At 37.4% G+C, this 20344-nt stretch carries 16 protein-coding genes and 1 pseudogene; 12 read left to right on the top strand and 5 right to left on the bottom strand.

The annotated features are described in order from the left end of the window. The 3 genes and pseudogenes from DK866_RS14040 to DK866_RS14025 all read left to right on the top strand — a co-directional run. Positions 1 to 469: pseudogene (locus DK866_RS14040) on the top strand (hypothetical protein); the annotation flags it as partial. Between the two features lie 648 nt (positions 470 to 1117). Further along, positions 1118 to 1603: a hypothetical protein gene (locus tag DK866_RS14030; RefSeq protein ID WP_109409402.1), complete on the top strand. Its 486-nt coding sequence runs from the start codon at positions 1118 to 1120 to the stop codon at positions 1601 to 1603. Between the two features lie 147 nt (positions 1604 to 1750). After that, positions 1751 to 2098, top strand: coding sequence for an immunity 8 family protein (locus DK866_RS14025; protein WP_109409395.1), 348 nt, complete (start codon positions 1751 to 1753; stop codon positions 2096 to 2098). Between the two features lie 457 nt (positions 2099 to 2555). On the opposite strand, the gene DK866_RS14020 is transcribed toward DK866_RS14025, so the two are convergent. Further along, positions 2556 to 4205, bottom strand: a complete 1650-nt coding sequence (locus DK866_RS14020) for an alpha-keto acid decarboxylase family protein (protein WP_109409394.1) — start codon at positions 4203 to 4205, stop codon at positions 2556 to 2558. A 148-nt stretch (positions 4206 to 4353) separates the two neighbouring features. On the opposite strand from DK866_RS14020, the gene DK866_RS14015 reads away from it, so the two are divergent. After that, a complete protein-coding gene (locus DK866_RS14015; protein WP_109409393.1) occupies positions 4354 to 5241 on the top strand; it encodes a LysR family transcriptional regulator in 888 nt (295 codons plus the stop codon). A 232-nt stretch (positions 5242 to 5473) separates the two neighbouring features. After that, positions 5474 to 7243: a D-lactate dehydrogenase gene (dld, locus tag DK866_RS14010; protein WP_109409392.1), complete on the top strand. Its 1770-nt coding sequence runs from the start codon at positions 5474 to 5476 to the stop codon at positions 7241 to 7243. Positions 7244 to 7310: 67 nt separating this feature from the next. Here dld and sbcB read toward each other — a convergent pair whose 3' ends face one another. Continuing rightward, on the bottom strand, positions 7311 to 8741 hold the full coding sequence (gene sbcB / locus DK866_RS14005; protein ID WP_109409391.1) for an exodeoxyribonuclease I: 1431 nt from the start codon (positions 8739 to 8741) through the stop codon (positions 7311 to 7313). Between the two features lie 531 nt (positions 8742 to 9272). On the opposite strand from sbcB, the gene DK866_RS13995 reads away from it, so the two are divergent. Continuing rightward, the gene (locus tag DK866_RS13995) at positions 9273 to 10535 is read left to right on the top strand and encodes an MFS transporter (protein WP_109409389.1); all 1263 of its coding nucleotides are present in this window, start codon (positions 9273 to 9275) and stop codon (positions 10533 to 10535) included. A 255-nt stretch (positions 10536 to 10790) separates the two neighbouring features. Further along, complete coding sequence (gene tmaR / locus DK866_RS13990; protein ID WP_036937771.1) at positions 10791 to 11129, top strand: PTS system regulator TmaR; 339 nt, start codon at positions 10791 to 10793, stop codon at positions 11127 to 11129. A gap of 185 nt (positions 11130 to 11314) precedes the next feature. On the opposite strand, the gene rne is transcribed toward tmaR, so the two are convergent. Then, positions 11315 to 14833, bottom strand: coding sequence for a ribonuclease E (gene rne / locus DK866_RS13985; protein ID WP_109409388.1), 3519 nt, complete (start codon positions 14831 to 14833; stop codon positions 11315 to 11317). 531 nt (positions 14834 to 15364) lie between these two features. Between rne and rluC the strand changes: the two genes are divergently transcribed. Further along, complete coding sequence (gene rluC / locus DK866_RS13980) at positions 15365 to 16318, top strand: 23S rRNA pseudouridine(955/2504/2580) synthase RluC (RefSeq protein WP_109409387.1); 954 nt, start codon at positions 15365 to 15367, stop codon at positions 16316 to 16318. Positions 16319 to 16425: 107 nt separating this feature from the next. Here rluC and DK866_RS13975 read toward each other — a convergent pair whose 3' ends face one another. After that, complete coding sequence (locus tag DK866_RS13975; protein WP_109409386.1) at positions 16426 to 16821, bottom strand: hypothetical protein; 396 nt, start codon at positions 16819 to 16821, stop codon at positions 16426 to 16428. A 45-nt stretch (positions 16822 to 16866) separates the two neighbouring features. Then, entirely contained in the window at positions 16867 to 17466 is a 600-nt protein-coding gene (locus DK866_RS13970) for a Maf family protein (protein WP_109409385.1), read from the bottom strand. 141 nt (positions 17467 to 17607) lie between these two features. Between DK866_RS13970 and yceD the strand changes: the two genes are divergently transcribed. From yceD to DK866_RS13950, 4 genes are read left to right on the top strand one after another with little or no spacing between them, the layout of a single operon-like run. Beyond that, positions 17608 to 18141, top strand: coding sequence for a 23S rRNA accumulation protein YceD (gene yceD / locus DK866_RS13965; RefSeq protein WP_036937758.1), 534 nt, complete (start codon positions 17608 to 17610; stop codon positions 18139 to 18141). A 5-nt stretch (positions 18142 to 18146) separates the two neighbouring features. Beyond that, positions 18147 to 18317: a 50S ribosomal protein L32 gene (gene rpmF / locus DK866_RS13960; RefSeq protein WP_006537252.1), complete on the top strand. Its 171-nt coding sequence runs from the start codon at positions 18147 to 18149 to the stop codon at positions 18315 to 18317. Between the two features lie 24 nt (positions 18318 to 18341). Then, the gene (plsX, locus tag DK866_RS13955) at positions 18342 to 19379 is read left to right on the top strand and encodes a phosphate acyltransferase PlsX (RefSeq protein WP_109409384.1); all 1038 of its coding nucleotides are present in this window, start codon (positions 18342 to 18344) and stop codon (positions 19377 to 19379) included. Positions 19380 to 19383: 4 nt separating this feature from the next. Then, positions 19384 to 20337, top strand: a complete 954-nt coding sequence (locus DK866_RS13950) for a beta-ketoacyl-ACP synthase III (RefSeq protein WP_109409383.1) — start codon at positions 19384 to 19386, stop codon at positions 20335 to 20337. Positions 20338 to 20344: the final 7 nt, after the last annotated feature.

The raw sequence follows: 20344 nt of genomic DNA, 5'->3' as shown, positions 1-20344 counted from the left end.
AGCATTAGGTTTACCAATAATGAGTAAGGCTATTAGCCCTTATGTATCGAGTTGGTTAGGTAGCACTACTGTTGCTAGCCGTGTGGTAGGTGTAACAACTACGGGCACAGCAAATTTAGTCATGCAGGTGCATAATATTAACACAGACCCAAAAGCGAGCTTTAGTTATGCAAGCTTTGGTTCTTCTTTGTTAACAGGAGGAATAACACCAGGAATGGGATATTTGGGAACGCTCACAATGAATACAACTGGTGCGGGTATTTCAAGTTTAATTGATGGAGGATCACCTTGGGTCTCAATGGGAGGCGCATTAGTTGGTTCAACAATCGGCTATGGAGGCACAAAATGGTTAACTCATCATTTTGATAATAAATTTAATCCTTGGTCTAGCGGGCTTAAAGAACGCCCATTAGTAGTAATGCCATTAATTACAGCTCCGCCAACGGTATCAGTATACCAAGTATTATAGGAAGTGGTGCTGGTGCTCTGGGTTCCGAAGATGCGAATAAAATAGTTACAGATAAAATAAAAAAATTGAATGACGAGGAATAAAAATGAGATTGCTTAAATACTTTCTTCTACTTTGGGTTGCATTCTCTTTTATGGTTTTCCTTACTCTATTAATAATAAAAGCTCTAATAGAATTAATCTTCTATTTCTTAATAGAAGGTAGTCTTTTTTCTATTACTAAAGAGAATTTTATAGATTATATAAGTTTGGGAATGGGATTTGGTTTTTTCTTTAGCATAGTTGCTTGTTTAGTCAGTTATCTTGAACATAAAAGACACTAATGTTTTTACAAAGAAAAAATGAGCGCTACACTAAGTTTTGTATGATTATTTCACTCCTCAGCCAACTGAATTATTAGCAATTTGATTTAGTGGAAGAGGGGGGAATATCAAACTCATTCAGCCATCTCCCCTCTCAATAGTCAGTTTTGAGCTTGTGATTTAGTACTAATCCTTTGGCATTATTTTATTAGCATGTTTTTCAAATCTAAATTACGACAATCTCTATCAATCCTTAACTCCTGAAATTAAAATTGAAGGATATTATGGAAAACCCGATGGAGTAGGGGAAACTGCTTGGCCAGTATATAATGGCAGGAAACAATGATATGTATAGCAGAAAAATATACTTAAGATGGAGCCAATTCCATCAACATTATGCTCCATCTGGTATGAACATTAATGAAGATATTAGAAGAATACCAAAACAAGGTTATGGAGTTTGTGAAATAGCTGCTTGGTTGTCCGATGATATCCAATATTCTATTAACTCAATTGATATTTGGATAAGAAATTTTTCTGATTTTATTGAAGGAAAATTAGCAGATGGTTGCTTCGGTATGGGGAACGCCCATTGGGTTTTAGCTGTACAAGATAAAGTTTTTATCGGTTGTGAGTATGTAATTGAACAGCAGGTTATACTCACAATTGAACAAATTCTTTATGTGCTGGAACAGTATCGTCAATTTTTAGAAGCAGATTATACTAATCCTCAAATTCAGCTAGAACCCATTGATGTTGAATATATTGCGGAAGGTGACGTGGCGGTAAAGTTATATGAATCACTAGAAGGTTCGTATGGAATGCCTTATTGATGAGTTTTAAAGAAAATCCCAACGGTGGAAAGTATTTCAAAGTGTTGGGATTTCTTTTTTAATCATCAGCTTAAAATAAATCCAACGACAGGAGATAGAGTCCGTATCGGTAATGGGCATTTAGATATAATACAATGAGGAATTGGTTTGAAAGCAATATTAAAAGGACTATTTAACGATTTTTATGATGTAGATAGTTATTATCCTGATGATGAAGAGTGTTTTTCTTTGAATTTATTACTGCGTATAGGCACAGAAGATAGTAATGGTGCTGATAATTTTGATCTATTTGTTTGTTCTCCTAAATGGATTTTGAAGAATGTGTGGGAACCTCGGATATTTAGGCATACGCTTATTACACGAGAATATAATATTAATGAAATAAAAAAAATTATTGAAAACTATATTGCCAAATGTGATGGCAACACATGGTTAGAAGTAGCTGAAAAACTTTCTCGTTATTTCTCATGGGAATATGAGGATTACTATTTTTAATTGTATTAATTACATAACATCGCTTAGTTGATGATTTTATTTGATTTTAATAATTTTTAAATTATTAAAATATTTAGATATGAAAATCATAAGTACACGGTGAATATCATTTGAAAATAAAAATTCACCTCGTATCCGAAAATAAAAAATATTTACAAGCTATTTACCATCCAGTGTTATGTGGATAAAATAAGCAAAAAAATTTATAGTTACAACTTTTACGGGATATGACTTGAGAAAGTATTACTTAAAATAATTTCAGTAAATAAGTATAAAATTAAAAAATGAAATAAGCAATACGGTATTATTAGTTATTAAGGAATACAAAGTGACAGTTGATTTTGTTTGGCTGAAAAGAATAGATAAATCTCTGGCAAGACTCAAAGAACGCTATCAAAAACCTAGCCTAAGTTAAATAAATATTGGCTAGGTTTTATTATTTAAATCATACTATAGCTTAAAAAGAATAAAGTGAATCTTTAGACTCTTTTAATTTTTGTGCTAATTCAGAAGCTTCATATCGCTCTGTTACTATTTCGATGTAAGAGGCATTCTCTGCTGATTCGGCTACTTCAAGCGCTTTATTCAACTCATCTATCGTTGTGACTTTCTCACAATGCCAATCTCTTGCACCAAAAGCTTTAGGTAATTGATGATAATTCCATTGAGCAAGATCGTTATAATAGGCTTCAGGATAATCACATAATAATCGTTCAATTAAATAACCATCGTTATTTAAAACAAGAATAATCGGTTTTAACCCAAAACGAACAAATTGACTTATTTCTTGTACGGTTAATTGATGTGAGCCTTCACCTGTAATTAAAATAACTCGTTTGTTAGGCGCGGCAAGTGCAGCACCAAATGATGCAGGTGTTGCCCAACCAATAGAACCCCATAATGTTTGGTTATGGAATTGAGCACCTTCTGGTAACAGAGCAAAGCCTAATCCCATCGATGATGTACCTGTTTCAGCAATAATAATATCGTTAGGTTTAAAGAATTTCTCTAATCGGGGGTAGAGGTATTGAGCCGTAATTTCACCGTTAACAGATAAAATAGCGTCTTCTAATCCCTTAGCTTTTATCTGATGATACCTTTTATTTGGTAGTCGTTTGGTTAGTTCAGAGAGAATATCTTCCATATAAACAGAAGAATAGATAACCGAATCAATTTCAACATATTCTGGCATGATGCTGATAAATTGTTCTGGTTTAATATTAGCGGTGAAACTTCCCGTATTAAAGTCGGTCATCATTGCTCCGACCCCTAATACATATTCACTATTTTCGACAAACTCTCTGACATCAGGCGTCATTAATTGTCCATCATACATCCCAACATATTGAGTATTAGATTCACTTAATATGCTTTTATCCATAAACATAGTGGCATAAGGTAAACCTGTTTTATCAATAAAAGCTTGGACATTATCTGATAACCCTAAACGCGCGGATAAAATACCGGGTAATACGCAGATATTATTGCTTTGCGTAAGCTTATCAATAATCAGTGATACCACTTTTTCTAGTGTTTCTTTATCACTTATTTGTTTTTTTGGTGTGGTAACAGATGCATTTTCTATCACTGGCATCACAGCATAATCAGATGGTAAACCAATATAAACAGGACGACGCTCTTTTAATGCTGTCGCAATTAAACGCTCCATTTCAGCAATACAATTTTCAGGCGTTAATATTGCATGAGCACAAGCAAGACGTTGGGCTAATTGATAGAAAATATCAAAATCACCATTACCTAAGGTATGATGAACGAGACGTTTGCTTTTTTGTACACCACTTGCTGGCATACCAACTAAATGAAAAATCGGTAGGTTTTCTGCATAAGAGCCTGCAATAGCATTAATCGCACTTAATTCGCCAACACCAAATGTTGTCGATAACGCTGCCATACCTTTAATTCGAGCATAACCATCAGCAGCGTAAGCTGCATTTAATTCGTTGCAATTACCAATCCAACGCAGATGATTGCTATTACAAATCGTGTCTTCTATAGGAAAAGCGTAATCGCCAGCAACACCAAAAACATCACTTATGCCTAAGTCATATAATCGGTTTAGCATATATTCAACAACAGTCTTATTCATATTATCTCCAGAATATCCGAATAATAATCTGTAAAAATGGGATTATTCATTTATATTATGCTTAATGTTTTACCGCGGATATAAATCAATATGAAATGGTTTATTATTATTGATGGTATAACTAAATGTAATAAGGTAAATGTTACTAATGGATATTCGTACATTACGTTATTTTGTTGAAGTCATTCAATTAAATGGCTTTAGCCGAGCTGCTGATGCTCTATTTATTACTCAGCCTGCAATTAGTCGTAGCATTAAAAAATTAGAAAATGAATTAGGTGTTATTTTATTAGTAAGAGAAGTCGATGGTGTAAGGTTAACGGATGATGGTGCGATACTTTTTGAACATGCAAAAAAAATACTCGCACAATTTAATAGTATGAATAAAGCTATACAGGATAAGTCAGGACCATTGACAGGGACATTAAATGTGGGATTACCTCCGGTAATAGCTTCGACGTATTTTGCCGATATTATTATGGCATTTAGTTCTCTACACCCTCAGGTTGAACTAAAAATATTTGAATTAGGAACTAAACAAATGGCAGAAGCGATGATAGAGGGAAAAGTAGAAACAGCGGCCGTAGTATTACCTTTTAATAATGACATATTTGAATTAACACCTTTTTCAGAAGAAAGCTTGATGCTATTAGTATCTCCATCACATCCTTTAGCCATCAAAAAAGAAGTACATTTTAAAGAGTTGATTAATGAACCATTTATTTTTTTCTCTGAAGATTTTCGCATTAATGATTTAGTTTATAGTGCCTGCGGTATTTATAATACAAAGCCTATTGTTGCGGGACGCAGTAATCATTTAGATTTAATTATAGCGATGGTAAAAGCGGGTGTAGGTGTAACGCTACTGCCTGGGAGTATGTGTAATAAAAATCCCATTGATGATTTAGTGGTACTTCCTGTTGTTGAACCTACATTGTCATATCAATTGGCATTAGCGAATAATAAAAATAGTTATAAAAGTCGAAGTTGCCGAGCATGGGATCGACTAGCAAGAGAAAAGCTAATAATAGAATAAAATAGTAAATTGAGGCTTATCTATATTCTATTTAAGAAATAAATGTCAAAAATATTTTTAAATAACAAAAATGGCTAAACATAAAATATATTATTTTTTTTGGAAATGTGGATAGCAGTATAAAAGCAATTATATAAATGATAAGTTTATATTTTGCACGTAGCCTTATGAGTAATAATAAAAGCGAGCAAAATACAAATTAATCAGACAAGACAGGAATAGGATAGGGAAAATGAATGAGAGTAATAGCTCTGTAAATCAACATTTTATTCGTAAACTTGAAAGTATTGTTGGTAAAAAACAGGTATTAACACAAGCACATAAAACAGAACGTTATCGTAAAGGCTTTCGTTCAGGACAAGGTAAGGCATTAGCAGTTGTATTTCCTGCCAATTTATTAGAACAATGGCGTGTTTTTAAAACCTGTGTTGAAGCTGATAAAATCATTATTATGCAAGCGGCGAATACGGGATTAACCGAAGGTTCGACACCTAATGGTGATGATTATGATAGAGATATCGTAATTATTAGTACATTACGTCAAGACAAAATACAGGTTCTCTCAGAGCATAATCAAGTTATTGCCTTTCCTGGTAGTACGCTGTGGCATTTAGAAAAAGTATTAAAGCCATTAGGACGTGAACCTCATTCTGTTATTGGCTCGTCTTGTATTGGCGCTTCTGTTATTGGTGGGATCTGTAATAACTCCGGTGGGGCTTTAGTTCGTCGAGGTCCTGCTTATACAGAATTATCGCTGTATGCTCGTGTCAATGAAAAGGGCGAAGCTGAATTAGTTAACCACTTAGGAATTGATTTAGGCGAAACCCCAGAAGAAATTTTAACGAATTTAGATAATCGTCATTACCACGAGCAACAAATACAAGCGACAGAAAAATTAGCATCCGATCATGAATATCATGAACGTGTGCGTGATGTAGATGCCAATACGCCTTCTCGGTTTAACAATGATGAACGTCGTTTATATGAGGCTGCGGGGAGTGCGGGTAAATTATCTGTATTTGCTGTGCGATTAGATACTTTCCCAGCGGATCATCGTACTCAAGTCTTTTATATTGGTACTAATAATCCTGATGAGCTTGAAGATATTCGTCGCCATATTTTAAGTCATTTTAAAAAGCTTCCTGTTGCAGGAGAATATATGCATAGAAGCTACTATAAAATGGCTGAAGTGTATGGAAAAGATACATTTTTAGTGATTGATAAATTGGGCACAGATAAAATGCCAACTTTATTTGCTGTGAAAGGGCGAGTAGATGCGGTATTAAATAAAGTTCCTTTTTTACCTAAAAATATGGTTGATAGAACTATGCAGTTTATGAGCAAATTATGGCCAGCTCATTTACCTGAACGTATGACAGACTTCCGCGATAAATATGAACATCATTTAATGCTAAGAATGGCTGATGAGGGCATTGAAGAAGCATCAACCTATTTAAAAGAATACTTTAAACAAGCTTCAGGTGATTATTTCGAATGTACTGAAGAGGAAGGGAATAAAGCATTCTTGCACCGTTTTGCCGCCGCTGGTGCTGCTGTTCGTTATCATGCTGTGCATGTGAATGACGTTGAAGATGTATTGCCATTAGATATTGCATTGCGTCGTAATGACAAAGATTGGTTTGAAAAATTACCGCCAGAAATAGAGAGTAAATTACTTTATAAACTCTATTGTGGTCATTTTATGTGTCACGTTATGCATCAGGACTACATTATTAAAAAAGGTGTTGATGCGAAGGCGCTAAAAGCAGAAATGTTAGCGTTATTAGATAAACGTGGGGCGGAATATCCTGCAGAGCATAATGTAGGCCATATGTATTATGCCAAGCCTCAATTAAAAGCGTTCTATAAACATAATGATCCAACCAACAGTATGAACCCAGGTATAGGTAAAACCTCGAAATTAAAATACTGGGGAGAAGAGTGTGGATGTGGGCAGGTTCACGCTGAGATCAAAACTGAAAGTATTGAAACTAAAAAATAATCACTTTATATTGTGTTTATTAAGTTAAAAAGAAAGGCAGGATAAAACCTGCCTTTTGTCTTATTGTCTAACTCGCAATATCTTGAGCATATAGATAAAGCTCTTGTAGTTGTTTTAGCTTATCTTCGTTATCACTATGTTCTTCTGCTAAAAGCTGGAGCGTATTGATATATTCAGTCAGCTTTTCTGGCGTTAACCTCTCTTTTCTATGTGCTAACCAACGTTGTTGCTCATCATAATTGAGGGTAGAAGGATAATTTCTCGCACGATAACGGAAAAATAGCGGTTCCATTCTCGCATCTTCAAATGTTAAATCTAAAGCAGGTAAATTCTGTGGTTGTGTTGAGCGAATAATTTCCATCGCACTACGATCATTTTCACTGAAAAAGCCATTATAAATTTGAGAATCAACATCATCAGAGACAACAAAAGGAGTTTGTTGAGCGAAGAGTTCTACGACTTTATTGCGTATTTCAGGATGCGAAAATAAAATGGCTTGATTGTTTAAACAAGTATCAACATCTAAACCAATTCTATCTGCATCTTGAGGTCTTAATGTATTTTGTGGTGCCACAATAGGGCATTTATTAATATGCAGCAATTTAATTGGAACAGGTGGTTCATCAACTGCCAATTCACTGCGTGGCGTATATAAACGCTCACGTAATTGGTCTGATGTTAAGGTTAATAGCGGGGATATATCCGCAGATAAATCGCACACAATAACCGCATTACGATTATCTGGATGCCATGCCAAAGGCGCCACAAGACTTAAATTAGAACGAGCAGCACCAAACATACCTGAAACATGTACAATCGGTGTCATGGTGGGAATATCAATTAACGCCTGAACTTTACGTTTATCGCGTAAATTAAAGAAATAATCAAACATACGCGGTTGAGCTTGTTTTAATTTTTTTGCCATTGCAATGGTGGCATAAACATCAGACATTGCATCATGCGCATTCTCATGAGATATGCCATTGGCTTTGGTTAATAGCTCTAGACGAAAGCTTGGGAAACCGTCTTCATTTTCAGGCCAAACAATACCATCTGGGCGTAGTGCATAACAGGCTCGTAAAACATCGAGCAAATCCCACCGAGAATTTCCTTTTTGCCAACTATAGGCATAAGGATCATAAAAATTACGATAAAGAATATTGCGGGTTACTTCATCATCAAATCGAAGGTTGTTATAACCCATAATACAGCTATTAGGTTGACTAAAAGCTTGATGAATTTGACGGGTAAATTCAGCTTCAATTAACCCATTTTTTGCTGCAATTTGTGGTGTTATTCCTGTGATCATCACTGCTTCTGGATGAGGCAGATAATCATCATTAGGTTTGCAATAAATAACGAGAGGATCTTCAATAATATTGAAATCCATATCAGTTCTTATACCAGCAAATTGAGCCGGGCGATCTAGCGCTGGGTGTGTACCAAAGGTTTCGTAATCATGGATGTAAAATGTGGGCGTTTTCGCTGAATTAGACAAGGTTTCCTACCGTAAATTTATTGATGATTTTTTAAATCATTACTCAATGAGTTGTACTGGGTTTAATTAAGACCATGGTAAACCATAATGCGGTAAACGTGAAATGTCAGATCAAAGCGCGCTTATGCAGCGTTCAATATAGGGGGCAGTGAGAATGAATAGAAGCGGACCTCTGCTAATATTGATCTTTTGTGATGACAATAAAATAAAACCACCAGCAAGCAATCAGCCAGAGATTCATTATTAAAATATGAATAGAAGATAAAGCAAGATGATTATCTAGTGTTGGCGTTGTACCAGCATCACTAGAAACAGTCACAAAAGATAGCATAATTGCTTTAGGATTAAACACATTAGCAATATAAGCGGTATAACAGCAATAAAAAACAAATGTAGATCTAGCGCACATAACTCAAATTGTTAACGTTAACTTATGTGCTTAACATCACATTACAGTAAGAATAATGTTTGTTAGCTTAAAAGTTAACGTTAACATTTAGAAGTGGAATGACTTTATAAGGCGCTTAACCAATGAACAAAGACTCAAAAAAATACTATGCGATTTTAAGTGCGCTGTTATTTTTCTTCTTTTTTACCTGGTCTTCATCATTTTCATTAGTTTCTATTTGGCTAAACCAGTATGTTGGATTAAAGGCGACTGATACCGGATTGATATTCTCTGCAATTTCTCTTATTGCATTATGTGCGCAACCTTTATATGGCTTTATTCAGGATAAATTAGGGTTAAGAAAAAACCTGTTATTAGTGATTGCGATATTACTTATTCTTTCTGGGCCATTTTTTCTTGGTTTTGCTTCAATACTACGTTGGAATATTTTTGTGGGCTCCATTTTAGGGGGCTTATATGTGGGTATGACATTTAATGCGGGTATTGGCGTATTAGAGTCATATACAGAGCGTGTTAGTCGTATCCGTGGTTTTGAATATGGTAGGGCGAGAATGTGGGGATCGTTAGGTTGGGCATCAGCAACATTTATAGCTGGGCACAATATTAATATCGACCCTAATTATAATTTTGTGATGGCATCTGTTTCTGGTGTCGTGTTCTTAATTCTTTTAGCTCTATTAAAAACCGATAAATCAGACGCATTTAACCAATTAGAGCATGGAAAGACATCCGGCATTACTATAAAAGATGCACTTAATTTACTTTCATTACCTCGTTTTTGGGCTCTTATCTTATTTGTGATTGGAACCTGTGTATATGGTGTTTATGACCAACAATTTCCAGTCTTTTTCTCATCGCAATTTGCTACTTTACAGCAAGGTAATGAGATGTACGGATATCTAAATTCATTACAGGTATTCTTAGAGGCTGGTGGTATGTTTATCGCTCCGTTCTTAGTTAATAGAATTGGTGCTAAAAACGGTTTATTGCTAGCTAGTAGCGTTATGGCTGCGCGTATTATTGGTTCTGGATTAGTTGAAGGGCCAGTTTTGATCTCTTGCATGAAATTGTTACATGCAGTTGAGTTACCAATTTTATTAATTTCAATTTTTAAATATAACAGCCAACATTTTGACAAACGTTTATCTTCAACACTTTATTTAGTGGGTTTCCAATGTGTGAGTTCTATTGTTGCAACATTACTCTCACCATTAGCAGGTTATGGGTATGATCATTATGGTTTTGCACCAACTTATATGGTGATGGGCTGTATTGTAATAGGAACAACGCTTCTTTCAGCTGTATTTTTACGCTCAGATCCAAAAGCGTTATTGCCATTTGATAACTTGCAACATGGGGATCAAAATAAAGCTCAGCCTGTTTGATCGTGCTCTAATTTATCCTTTATCGTGTCGATTTTGGCTACCCATGAAAATGTGTAGCCATTTTTTACTTATCAGTAAGACAACATTTACTCATTAAAAGATGTTGACTATATTTATTAATACAAATAATCCTAATTATTTGTTAATTAAGTGAAATCAATTAAATTTGTAAACTTTGCTTGTTTATTGACACGATTAAGCGATAATCTTAAACAGAACTATTTATCTTAAATATCAATTGTAAAGGTGTAGGAAATGGATAACGCAAACAAGCCGTCTTTCCAAAACGTACTGGAGTTTGTGCGTATGTATCGTCGTAAAAACAAAATCCGTCGTGAGATCACTGACAATGAGAAAAAGATCCGTGATAACCAAAAGCGTGTTCTTTTATTAGACAACTTAAGTGAATATATTAAACCTGGTATGTCTATTGAAGATGTTCTGGGTATTATTGCGAATATGCGTAGCGACTATGACGATCGAGTTGATGATTACATTATTAAAAATGCAGATCTGTCTAAAGAACGCCGTGAGCTTTCTAAACAGTTAAAAGCGATGGGTGAAATTAAAAACCTTCCTGATCTAAAAGACTGATTACTTTACCAAGAATAAGAAATTGAAGGCCTCTGAATTGAATATTCAGGGGCTTTTTTTATCTTATTTGGGGCTTAAGTACATTAAGTTAAATTGCTAATAGCTACCCACAAAAAAAGAACCCACTAAAAAGTGGGTTCTCAATTTAAAGGTATTATCAAGATATTCTTAATAACGTCTTATTATTAGTTTTGACTTTCAGCTTTAGTCATTACTGATGAAGCTTGGTTAGTTGAACAATGTCCGCCTGCACCAGTACGGCCTTTTTTATCAAAAGCAGGGCGAGTTTCCCATGCTTTGATTTCAATCGCGACAGTAGGTTCATCAGATGCTGGCGCTTTTGTCATTGGTGCGCTTGCATGAAGTTGGCGTACTACTGGTTCTTGACGAATAATCACGGCTGTAGGTTTGCTTTCTTTTACTGGGACTGGCTCTGCTTCTACTGCAGGTGTTGCAGCCGTTGTGCTCTCATTCTCTTCAGGCTGATTTTCAATAATCGTTTCAACGATAGGTTCAGCAACTGTTTCAACAATAGCTTCGGCATCACTTTCATTGTGTTGTCCAGCTGTTTCTTCGGTTGTAACTGAAGTAGCAACAGTTTGAGGCTCAGGAGTAGATGCTTCAGTCACTTCGCGTTCTACAGGTGCAATGACTTCTTGTGTAACGTTTTCAGTCACTGCATCTGTTTCTGCTTGTTGTGAAGCTTCATGCATATAAGCCTCGGTTGTGTTTAATACCGCAGAAATATTTTCTTTACGAGTAACATGTTCTTCGGAATTCACATCATCAATAACTTTGTTGACAACACTTTCTTCAACTTGGTTTTCAATGTTATTTGCTTCAACAGGTGCTAATTGTGGCTCTACTGCAATAATTTCAGCAACAGCTTCAGTGGATGATGCAGAGCTAACAGTCACAGTGTAGGTTGATTCTGTGGTATCCGCTTGTTCCACTTTTGCAACAATGGCTTCTGAAACCGCCGGTGTGATAGCAACCATTTGAGGATCTGCATGAGTAATGATGTTCTTTTCAACATTACTCTTGTTGTTTTCAACATTATTCTCGATAAATGACGCATCACTGATTGGCGTTACAGGATAACGAATAAATACTTTACCAGAAGCAAGCTCAGGTGATGCAACCGCCATTGTAAGTGGCATTGGTGATACTGTTAATGTACGTTCATCACGATAGCGACGGCGACGTTGACCACTTACACGTAAATGACGAGGTGAACGACGAGAACGACGAGGCATGACATTCTCTTGCCCGTTGTTGTCTTCATTTTTATTATCATCTTGTGCTTTTGGTGCTACATCAGATAAGGCTTTTACTGGTTGGGCTTCATTTGTTTCAACTTTTGTAACAGCATCGGCTTTAGGTGCTGCTTTTTCCGTTGGAGCAACTTTAGCTGGTGCGATAGCAACTGGAGGTTCTGAAATTGCCTTTTCTGTTGTTGCAACAGGAGCAACAGGAGCAATGGCTAACGTTGTATCGTTGTTGTCTGTTACACGTACAGATTGTGTTAATTGGCGACGATTACGACGTTGCATAGCAGGGCGACGAGGTTCTTCTTTCTTCTCATCTGCACTGTCTTTTTCAGTCGCATCATTTTCGCTAAGTGCAGCTTGTGCTTTCGCGGCTTCTTGTTGCTGCTGACGTTTCTCTTCTTGACGACGGCGTTGCTCTGCGCGTTGTTCACGACGTTGTTGGCGACGCGCTTCGCGTTCTGCAATCTCTTGCTCACTACTCACTTCAGTTGTTGGAGCTGTTTGTGGTTTTTGATTGCGATTTTTGCGGTTGTCTTCGCTATTCGTGTTATCACGATTACGATCGTTATCACGGTCACGGCGATTATTGTTGTTACGTCGATTGTTGTTATTACGACGTTCACGACGATTATCTGTATTCTCTTTCTTGGTTTCCTGTGGTTTTTCTTGTGTTACCGCAGGCTCTGGCTCGCTACCAAATAAGTTAGAGAAGAATTTTGCAACTGAGGCAAAGAAGCCAGTACCTTGGGCTTGCTCTGATTTAACTGGCTTAGCTTGAGGTTGAGGTGCTTTTTTACTTTTCGTTGTCGTTTCTGGAGTGTTTTCTTCTTGCAATCCAAAGGCTGAAATAGCAGGTTGTTCAGGCGCTTTGCGCTCTGTGACAACATCGTCTTCAGCTTCATTTAACTGACTTTCATGGAATTGCGCTAAGTTGTAGCTCAGAGATGTAATTTCTTCGCCCTTACGCACACGAATAACAGAGAAATGAGGGGTTTGCATTTGGTCATTAGGAACAATAACCACTTTAACATTAGATTGACGCAGTTCAATATCTGTTACAGCTTTACGTTTTTCGTTAAGCAAATAAGAGGCAATTTGAACAGGAACAATTGCATGTACTTCATGGGTATTCTCTTTCAGCGCTTCTTCTTCAATTAGACGTAACACAGAAAGTGATAATGATTCGTTATCACGAATAGTACCAGTACCTAAGCAACGAGGACAAACGTGATGGCTTGATTCACCCAATGAAGGACTTAAGCGTTGACGAGACATCTCTAATAAGCCGAAGCGAGAGATGCGTCCAATTTGAATACGAGCACGATCTTGGCGTACAGCCTCGCGCATTCTATTTTCAACTTCACGTTGATGGCGCACTGGCGTCATATCGATAAAGTCGATAACAATTAAACCACCGAGGTCGCGTAAACGTAATTGACGTGCAATTTCGTCAGCAGCTTCTAAGTTAGTATTGAATGCCGTTTCTTCGATATCACCACCACGCGTTGAACGAGAGGAGTTAATATCAATCGCCGTTAATGCTTCAGTAGTATCAATAACTAATGCACCACCAGAAGGTAGGCGAACTTCACGCTGAAAAGCTGATTCAATTTGTGATTCAATTTGATAATGGCTAAATAATGGAACTGCGCCAGTATAATGACGAATTTTGCTGGCAAAATCACCACGACCAATCGCTTCGATATGACTACGAGCCATTTCAACGACTTTTGCATTATCAATTAAGATTTCACCAATATCAGGACGTAAATAGTCGCGGAATGCGCGAACGATTACGTTACTTTCCTGATGGATTAAGAAAGGAGCAGGGCGATTCTCTGCTGCTTTTTTAATGGCATCCCAATGTCTTAGACGATAGCTTAAATCTTGTTGTAGTGCTTCAGCCGATTTACCGACACCAGCAGTACGTACAATCAGACCCATGCCATCTGGAATTTCAAGACTTGATAAGGCTTCTTTGAGTTCTGTACGGTCTTCACCTTCGATACGGCGAGAAATACCACCTGCACGAGGATTATTTGGCATTAATACCAAATAGCTTCCTGCAAGGCTGATAAAAGTGGTTAATGCAGCACCTTTATTACCACGCTCTTCTTTATCAACTTGAACAATAACTTCCTGGCCTTCTTTCAAGACATCTTTGATGTTAGGACGACCATGGGAGTGATAATTACTAGGAAAGTATTCGCGGGCTATTTCTTTAATAGGAAGGAAACCGTGGCGTTCCGCACCATAATCAACAAAAGCAGCTTCTAGGCTGGGTTCAATTCGAGTGATTTTACCTTTATAGATATTCGCTTTTTTCTGTTCATGACCGGGGCTTTCGATATCCAGATCGTACAAGCGTTGCCCATCCACAAGGGCAACACGCAACTCTTCCTGCTGAGTCGCGTTAATTAACATTCTTTTCATATTGTGACTTACTCGTTATTTTCACGTTTTATAATGTGCCACTAACATACGTAATTACACTATTGATAACCGATGACCTCGTGTCTTTTACAAATGCGTCAACCTCACGGTTGTCGATTGTATAGAGGTGCAATATCTCGGTGAGTCTGATTTTTAGTTCAAAAATTCAGCACTCTTTAATTGAACACAATGTTTCAACTCAATAAGCGATGTATTTGTGGCATACTAAATTGTTTGATTTTCGACTATGTCTTACGCCATTGCTGCATTTTGAAAATCAAACAAACAAAATTTTCATAAATATACCTGATAAACATAATCAGGAGAGTCTGCATTATTCCATTGGTGTTAGGGTTATAGCAAGATGACTTTTCCGCTTTGGTGACTTTTTCTGTATAAATATGAGAGATTAGCTAATGTTTCGTCTTTTTCCCATTATTCAGGTTAAAATAGACGACAGAATTGATGTTATTTTGTGCACCACAAAGTTGTTTGTTATTTTTATTTTAAGAGAGCCAAAGAATCGCCACTATGAAATCATTTAATCAAGTTCAGTTCGTCACCATTGATGGCGATGAAGCAGGCCAGCGTATCGATAATTTTCTACTGGCACGCTTAAAAGGTGTACCAAAGAGTATGATTTACCGAATTATCCGTAAAGGGGAAGTTCGAGTCAATAAAGGGCGAATTAAACCTGAATATAAATTAAATGCAGGTGACAGTATTCGCATTCCGCCGGTGAGAGTAGCAGAAAAAGAAGAAATTACTGTATCACCAAAATTAGACAAAGTTTCTGCCTTAGCTAATTGTATTTTATATGAAGACGAACATTTAATGCTGATTAATAAACCATCTGGTACAGCCGTGCATGGTGGCAGTGGTTTAAGCTTTGGTGTTATTGAAGGTTTGCGTGCATTACGTCCAGAAGCTCGCTTTTTAGAGCTTGTTCATCGCCTTGATAGAGATACTTCCGGTGTATTGTTAATTGCAAAAAAACGTTCAGCACTACGTGCGCTACATGAGCAATTACGTTTAAAACAGATGCAAAAAGATTATTTGGCACTAGTTCGTGGTCAGTGGCAATCACACACTAAAGTAGTACAAGCTCCGTTATTGAAAAACATTCTTCAAAGTGGTGAGCGCGTAGTAAAAGTGAGCAATGAGGGTAAGCCTTCAGAGACCCGTTTTAAAGTAGAAGAGCGTTTTGAGTTTGCCACTCTGGTGAAAGCAAGCCCTGTTACCGGAAGAACACACCAAATCCGTGTACATACATTACATGCAGGTCATCCTATTGCTTTTGATGATCGTTATGGTGATCGTGATTTTGATGCACAATTGGTTGGAACAAAGCTTAATCGCTTATTTTTACATGCAAGCTCTTTGACATTCACTCATCCTTCAACGGGTGAACAGATGCGAATTGAAGCGCCAATGGATAATACATTACGCCATTGTTTGCAGGTGTTACGTAGTCAAAAATCTTAGGTCTAAATATTCTTATTTCGACAGAAAATCCGAACACTCAATGCGCCCAGTTAGCTGGGCGCGTTTTTTGCTTAACATTATGTAAGACAGTTAATTTAAAAACGTCATTAACCTTCAACCTTTGTCATACATTGCTCAACGATGTTATCAATATCCCACTCTTTAGGCAGTGATTTTGAACCATTTTTGCGCATTTCCATATCAACACGAATAAATTCGGTAATACCATAATTTTTAATGATGCTGTCGTAGGTGCATCCGCACACCTCTGTAATTTGAGGAATGAGCGCATCATCAGTAATACCTGATCCTAATATGCAACTACTGACAAAATTCTTTTTGAATGAGGATGTGCTGTCATCTTTTTTATTTGAAATTACACTGTCTTGGACAGTATTGGCCGTATTAGTCGTTTGAGCTGTTTCTGAGTCTTTCTCATCAGAACAACCTGCTAATGCTGTTGCCATCACTAACGCTATTAAGACGGATGTTAGTTTATTCATAATACGCTTTATCGCTACATAAGATTAAAAATAAGATGATCGGGGTTATTTTTGATCATCAGAGAAAAATAATGGGTTTATTCTTTGCGAGAGTAACATTTTATTCAATCGGATAAGTGGTAAACCAATTAAAGAATTTGGATCATCGCCTTTCAATTTATCAAAAAGAGTAATACCTAACCCTTCAGACTTAAAACTTCCCGCACAATTGAACGGCATTTCTTTATTTAAATAATGGGTAATTTCGTCATCAGTTAAATGGCGAAAGTATACTTGAAATAATTCACAATGTGTTTGATGTTCTAAAGTTAAACTATTGTATACTGTTAATCCGGTATAAAACGACACACATTGTCCTGAAGCTAGCTTTAATTGTGCGAAAGCATTATCAAAATTATGTGGCTTGCCCGTGATTTTTTTATTTAATACACAAACTTGATCAGAGCCAATAATAAGGTGATGTGGAAATTTTGCTTGTAAAGCGCTCGCTTTTTCATAGGATAAGCGAGTGACAAGATCTTGAGCACATTCAGTGGGCTTCGGGGTTTCGTCAATATCGGGAGATGCCTGTATAAAGGGCATTCCAAGCTTTTTCAGCAACTGAGCTCGAAAGGGTGAAGTAGACGCAAGAACGAGTGGCAACATATTTTTTTTAAAATCCGTAGCAAAATGATGCCTGACATTCTAAACTATGCGCCGCTGATAAAGCGAATTTTGGTGGAAAGGTGTAGATAACCCGCCTTTTTCTTTGACTATATTCCATTACAAAGATAATATGCGCGCCTTATGCAAAAGGTAAAATTACCCCTGACCATTGATGCGCTGCGAGCAGCTCAAAAGAATTTAGACTATGACGGTCATTATTCTCCAGAGCAAGTAAGCCGCTTAGCTGAATCGGTGGTCAGTGTGGACAGTAATATTGATGTGGCTTTATCATTTGATATTGACCATCAACGTCTTGCCGTGATTAAAGGGCATTCCGATGTGGATGTCACTTTAGAATGTCAACGTTGTGGTGGCCATTTTCCTTATCATGTTCACGCAACATATTGTTTTAGCCCTGTTGTCAGTGATGAACGGGCCGAGGCATTACCGGAAGAATATGAACCAGTCGATGTAAACGAATTTGGTGAAATAGATTTGCTGGCAATGATTGAAGATGAAATAATCCTCAACTTGCCGGTGGTTCCGGTACATGATTTTGAACACTGTGAAGTGTCCGACGCGGATATGGTGTTTGGTGAACTCCCTGAGGAATTATCAGAGAAACCAAATCCATTTGCCGTATTAGCCAGTTTAAAGAAAAGTACTAAGGAGTAAGGTCAATGGCCGTACAACAAAACAAACCAACTCGTTCTAAACGCGGTATGCGTCGTTCTCATGACGCGCTGACAGTAACTCAAGTTTCAGTTGACAAAACTTCTGGTGAAACTCACCTGCGTCACCATGTAACTGCTGACGGTTACTACCGTGGTCGCAAGGTTATCAACAAGTAATTAGCTTTATAGCTCGTTGATACCTTGACAAATCTAACCATAGCGTTAGATGCGATGGGCGGGGACTTCGGTCCTCGCATCACAGTGCCTGCTTGTTTGCGGGCGCTGGCATCTAATCCTCATTTAAAAATATTGCTGGTAGGTCAACCAGACGCTATCTCTCCTCTGCTTGCAGATCAAAATGCCGAGCTAATCTCCCGTTTACACGTTATACCCGCAGAACATATTGTCGCCAATGATGCTAAACCTTCACACGGTATTAGAGCCAGTAAAGGCACATCAATGCGAGTGGCACTTGATCTCGTGAAAACTGGTGAAGCACAAGCATGTGTAAGTGCAGGTAATACTGGTGTATTAATGGGATTAGCAAAACTGCGACTTAATGCTATTGATGGAATTGAACGTCCTGCACTGGTTTCAATATTACCCAACCAGAAAAAAGGTAAGACTGTCGTTCTTGATTTAGGTGCTAACGTTAACTGCGATAGTCAAATGTTAGTACAGTTTGCCGTGATGGGCGCAGTGATGGCCGAAGAAATTGCAGGGATTAGTTCACCTAAAGTAGCACTTTTGAATATTGGTGAAGAAGAGAGCAAAGGATTAGATAATATCCGCGAAGCCGCTACAGTATTAAAGTCGACACCTAATATCAATTATATTGGTTATGTTGAAGGTAATGAATTACTGACAGGCAAAACAGATGTATTGGTGTGTGACGGCTTCGCAGGTAATGTCTCCCTTAAAACGATGGAAGGAGTTATTCGAGTTTTCCTTTCATTGATTAAATCTTCTACTACCGAAAATAAAAAAACGTCGTGGTGGATGAAAATATTGAAGAAGTGGTTACAAAAACGGCTAATTAAGCGTTTTGGACACATGAACCCCGACCAGTATAACGGTGCTTCTCTGTTAGGATTACGCGGTATCGTCATTAAGAGCCATGGTGGCGCAAATGAAAGCGCGTTTACAGCAGCAATAGAACAGGCTGTTCATGCCGTTGAGCGAAAAATCCCAGAACGGATCGCTTCTCGACTGACAACAGTATTACCCAAGAGCGATTGATAGAATGTATACAAAAATCTTAGGTACTGGTAGTTACTTGCCTGTACAAGTGCGAACTAATGCCGATTTAGAAAAAATGGTTGAAACATCTGACGAATGGATTGTTACCCGAACAGGTATTAATGAACGTCGGATTGCAACAGAAGAAGAAACTGTTGCTGTGATGGGCGCAGGTGCGGCTGAAAAAGCACTAGAAATGTCTGGTATTGATAAACAAGACATTGGATTGATTGTTGTTGCTACAACATCAGGCTCACATGCATTTCCAAGTGCAGCATGTCAGATTCAAAATGCGTTAGGTATCAATGATTGCATCGCATTTGACGTTGCTGCTGCATGTTCTGGCTTTGTTTATGCGTTAAGCATTGCTGATCAATTTATTAAAGCAGGTTCTGTTAAGCATGCTCTTGTTATCGGTGCTGATAGATTATCCCATGCGTTAGATCCTAACGATCGTGGCACCATTATTTTATTTGGTGATGCGGCAGGTGCAGCAGTTGTAGGTGCGTCAGAAGACGAAGGTATTATTTCTACACATTTACATTCTGATGGGCGTTTTGGTGATTTATTAGCATTACCTTATCAACGTAAAGAAAATGAAGATTTACCTGCTTACGTTACCATGGCAGGAAATGAAGTATTTAAAGTCGCAGTTCGTGAACTTGCCCACATTGTGGATGAGACACTCGAAGCTAACAATATTGATAAATCTGAACTGGACTGGCTTGTGCCTCATCAGGCAAATTTAAGAATTATTTCAGCGACAGCGAAAAAGCTGGATATGACAATGGATAAAGTAGTGGTGACATTAGATCGCCACGGCAATACGTCAGCAGCATCAGTCCCAACAGCATTAGATGAAGCTGTAAGAGACAATCGCATTCAACGTGGTCAGTTAATCTTGCTGGAAGCGTTTGGTGGCGGTTTTACTTGGGGTTCTGCACTTATCCGTTTTTAATATTATC

Source organism: Proteus genomosp. 4 str. ATCC 51469 (assembly GCF_003144375.1).
Classification (GTDB): Bacteria; Pseudomonadota; Gammaproteobacteria; order Enterobacterales; family Enterobacteriaceae; genus Proteus.
Note: the sequence above shows the minus strand (reverse complement) of the source record. Positions and strands in the feature narration are given on the sequence as shown.

Excerpts from the sequence above, each read along its gene's own strand:
- tmaR (WP_036937771.1), top strand. The coding sequence starts at position 10,791 with ATGGATAACGCAAACAAGCCGTCTTTCCAAAACGTACTGGAGTTTGTG.
- rpmF (WP_006537252.1), top strand. The coding sequence starts at position 18,147 with ATGGCCGTACAACAAAACAAACCAACTCGTTCTAAACGCGGTATGCGT.
- DK866_RS14015 (WP_109409393.1), top strand. The coding sequence starts at position 4,354 with ATGGATATTCGTACATTACGTTATTTTGTTGAAGTCATTCAATTAAAT.
- DK866_RS14020 (WP_109409394.1), bottom strand. The coding sequence starts at position 4,205 with ATGAATAAGACTGTTGTTGAATATATGCTAAACCGATTATATGACTTA.
- rluC (WP_109409387.1), top strand. The coding sequence starts at position 15,365 with ATGAAATCATTTAATCAAGTTCAGTTCGTCACCATTGATGGCGATGAA.
- yceD (WP_036937758.1), top strand. The coding sequence starts at position 17,608 with ATGCAAAAGGTAAAATTACCCCTGACCATTGATGCGCTGCGAGCAGCT.
- DK866_RS14030 (WP_109409402.1), top strand. The coding sequence starts at position 1,118 with ATGTATAGCAGAAAAATATACTTAAGATGGAGCCAATTCCATCAACAT.
- dld (WP_109409392.1), top strand. The coding sequence starts at position 5,474 with ATGAATGAGAGTAATAGCTCTGTAAATCAACATTTTATTCGTAAACTT.
- DK866_RS13950 (WP_109409383.1), top strand. The coding sequence starts at position 19,384 with ATGTATACAAAAATCTTAGGTACTGGTAGTTACTTGCCTGTACAAGTG.
- rne (WP_109409388.1), bottom strand. The coding sequence starts at position 14,833 with ATGAAAAGAATGTTAATTAACGCGACTCAGCAGGAAGAGTTGCGTGTT.
- DK866_RS13975 (WP_109409386.1), bottom strand. The coding sequence starts at position 16,821 with ATGAATAAACTAACATCCGTCTTAATAGCGTTAGTGATGGCAACAGCA.
- DK866_RS13970 (WP_109409385.1), bottom strand. The coding sequence starts at position 17,466 with ATGTTGCCACTCGTTCTTGCGTCTACTTCACCCTTTCGAGCTCAGTTG.
- DK866_RS13995 (WP_109409389.1), top strand. The coding sequence starts at position 9,273 with ATGAACAAAGACTCAAAAAAATACTATGCGATTTTAAGTGCGCTGTTA.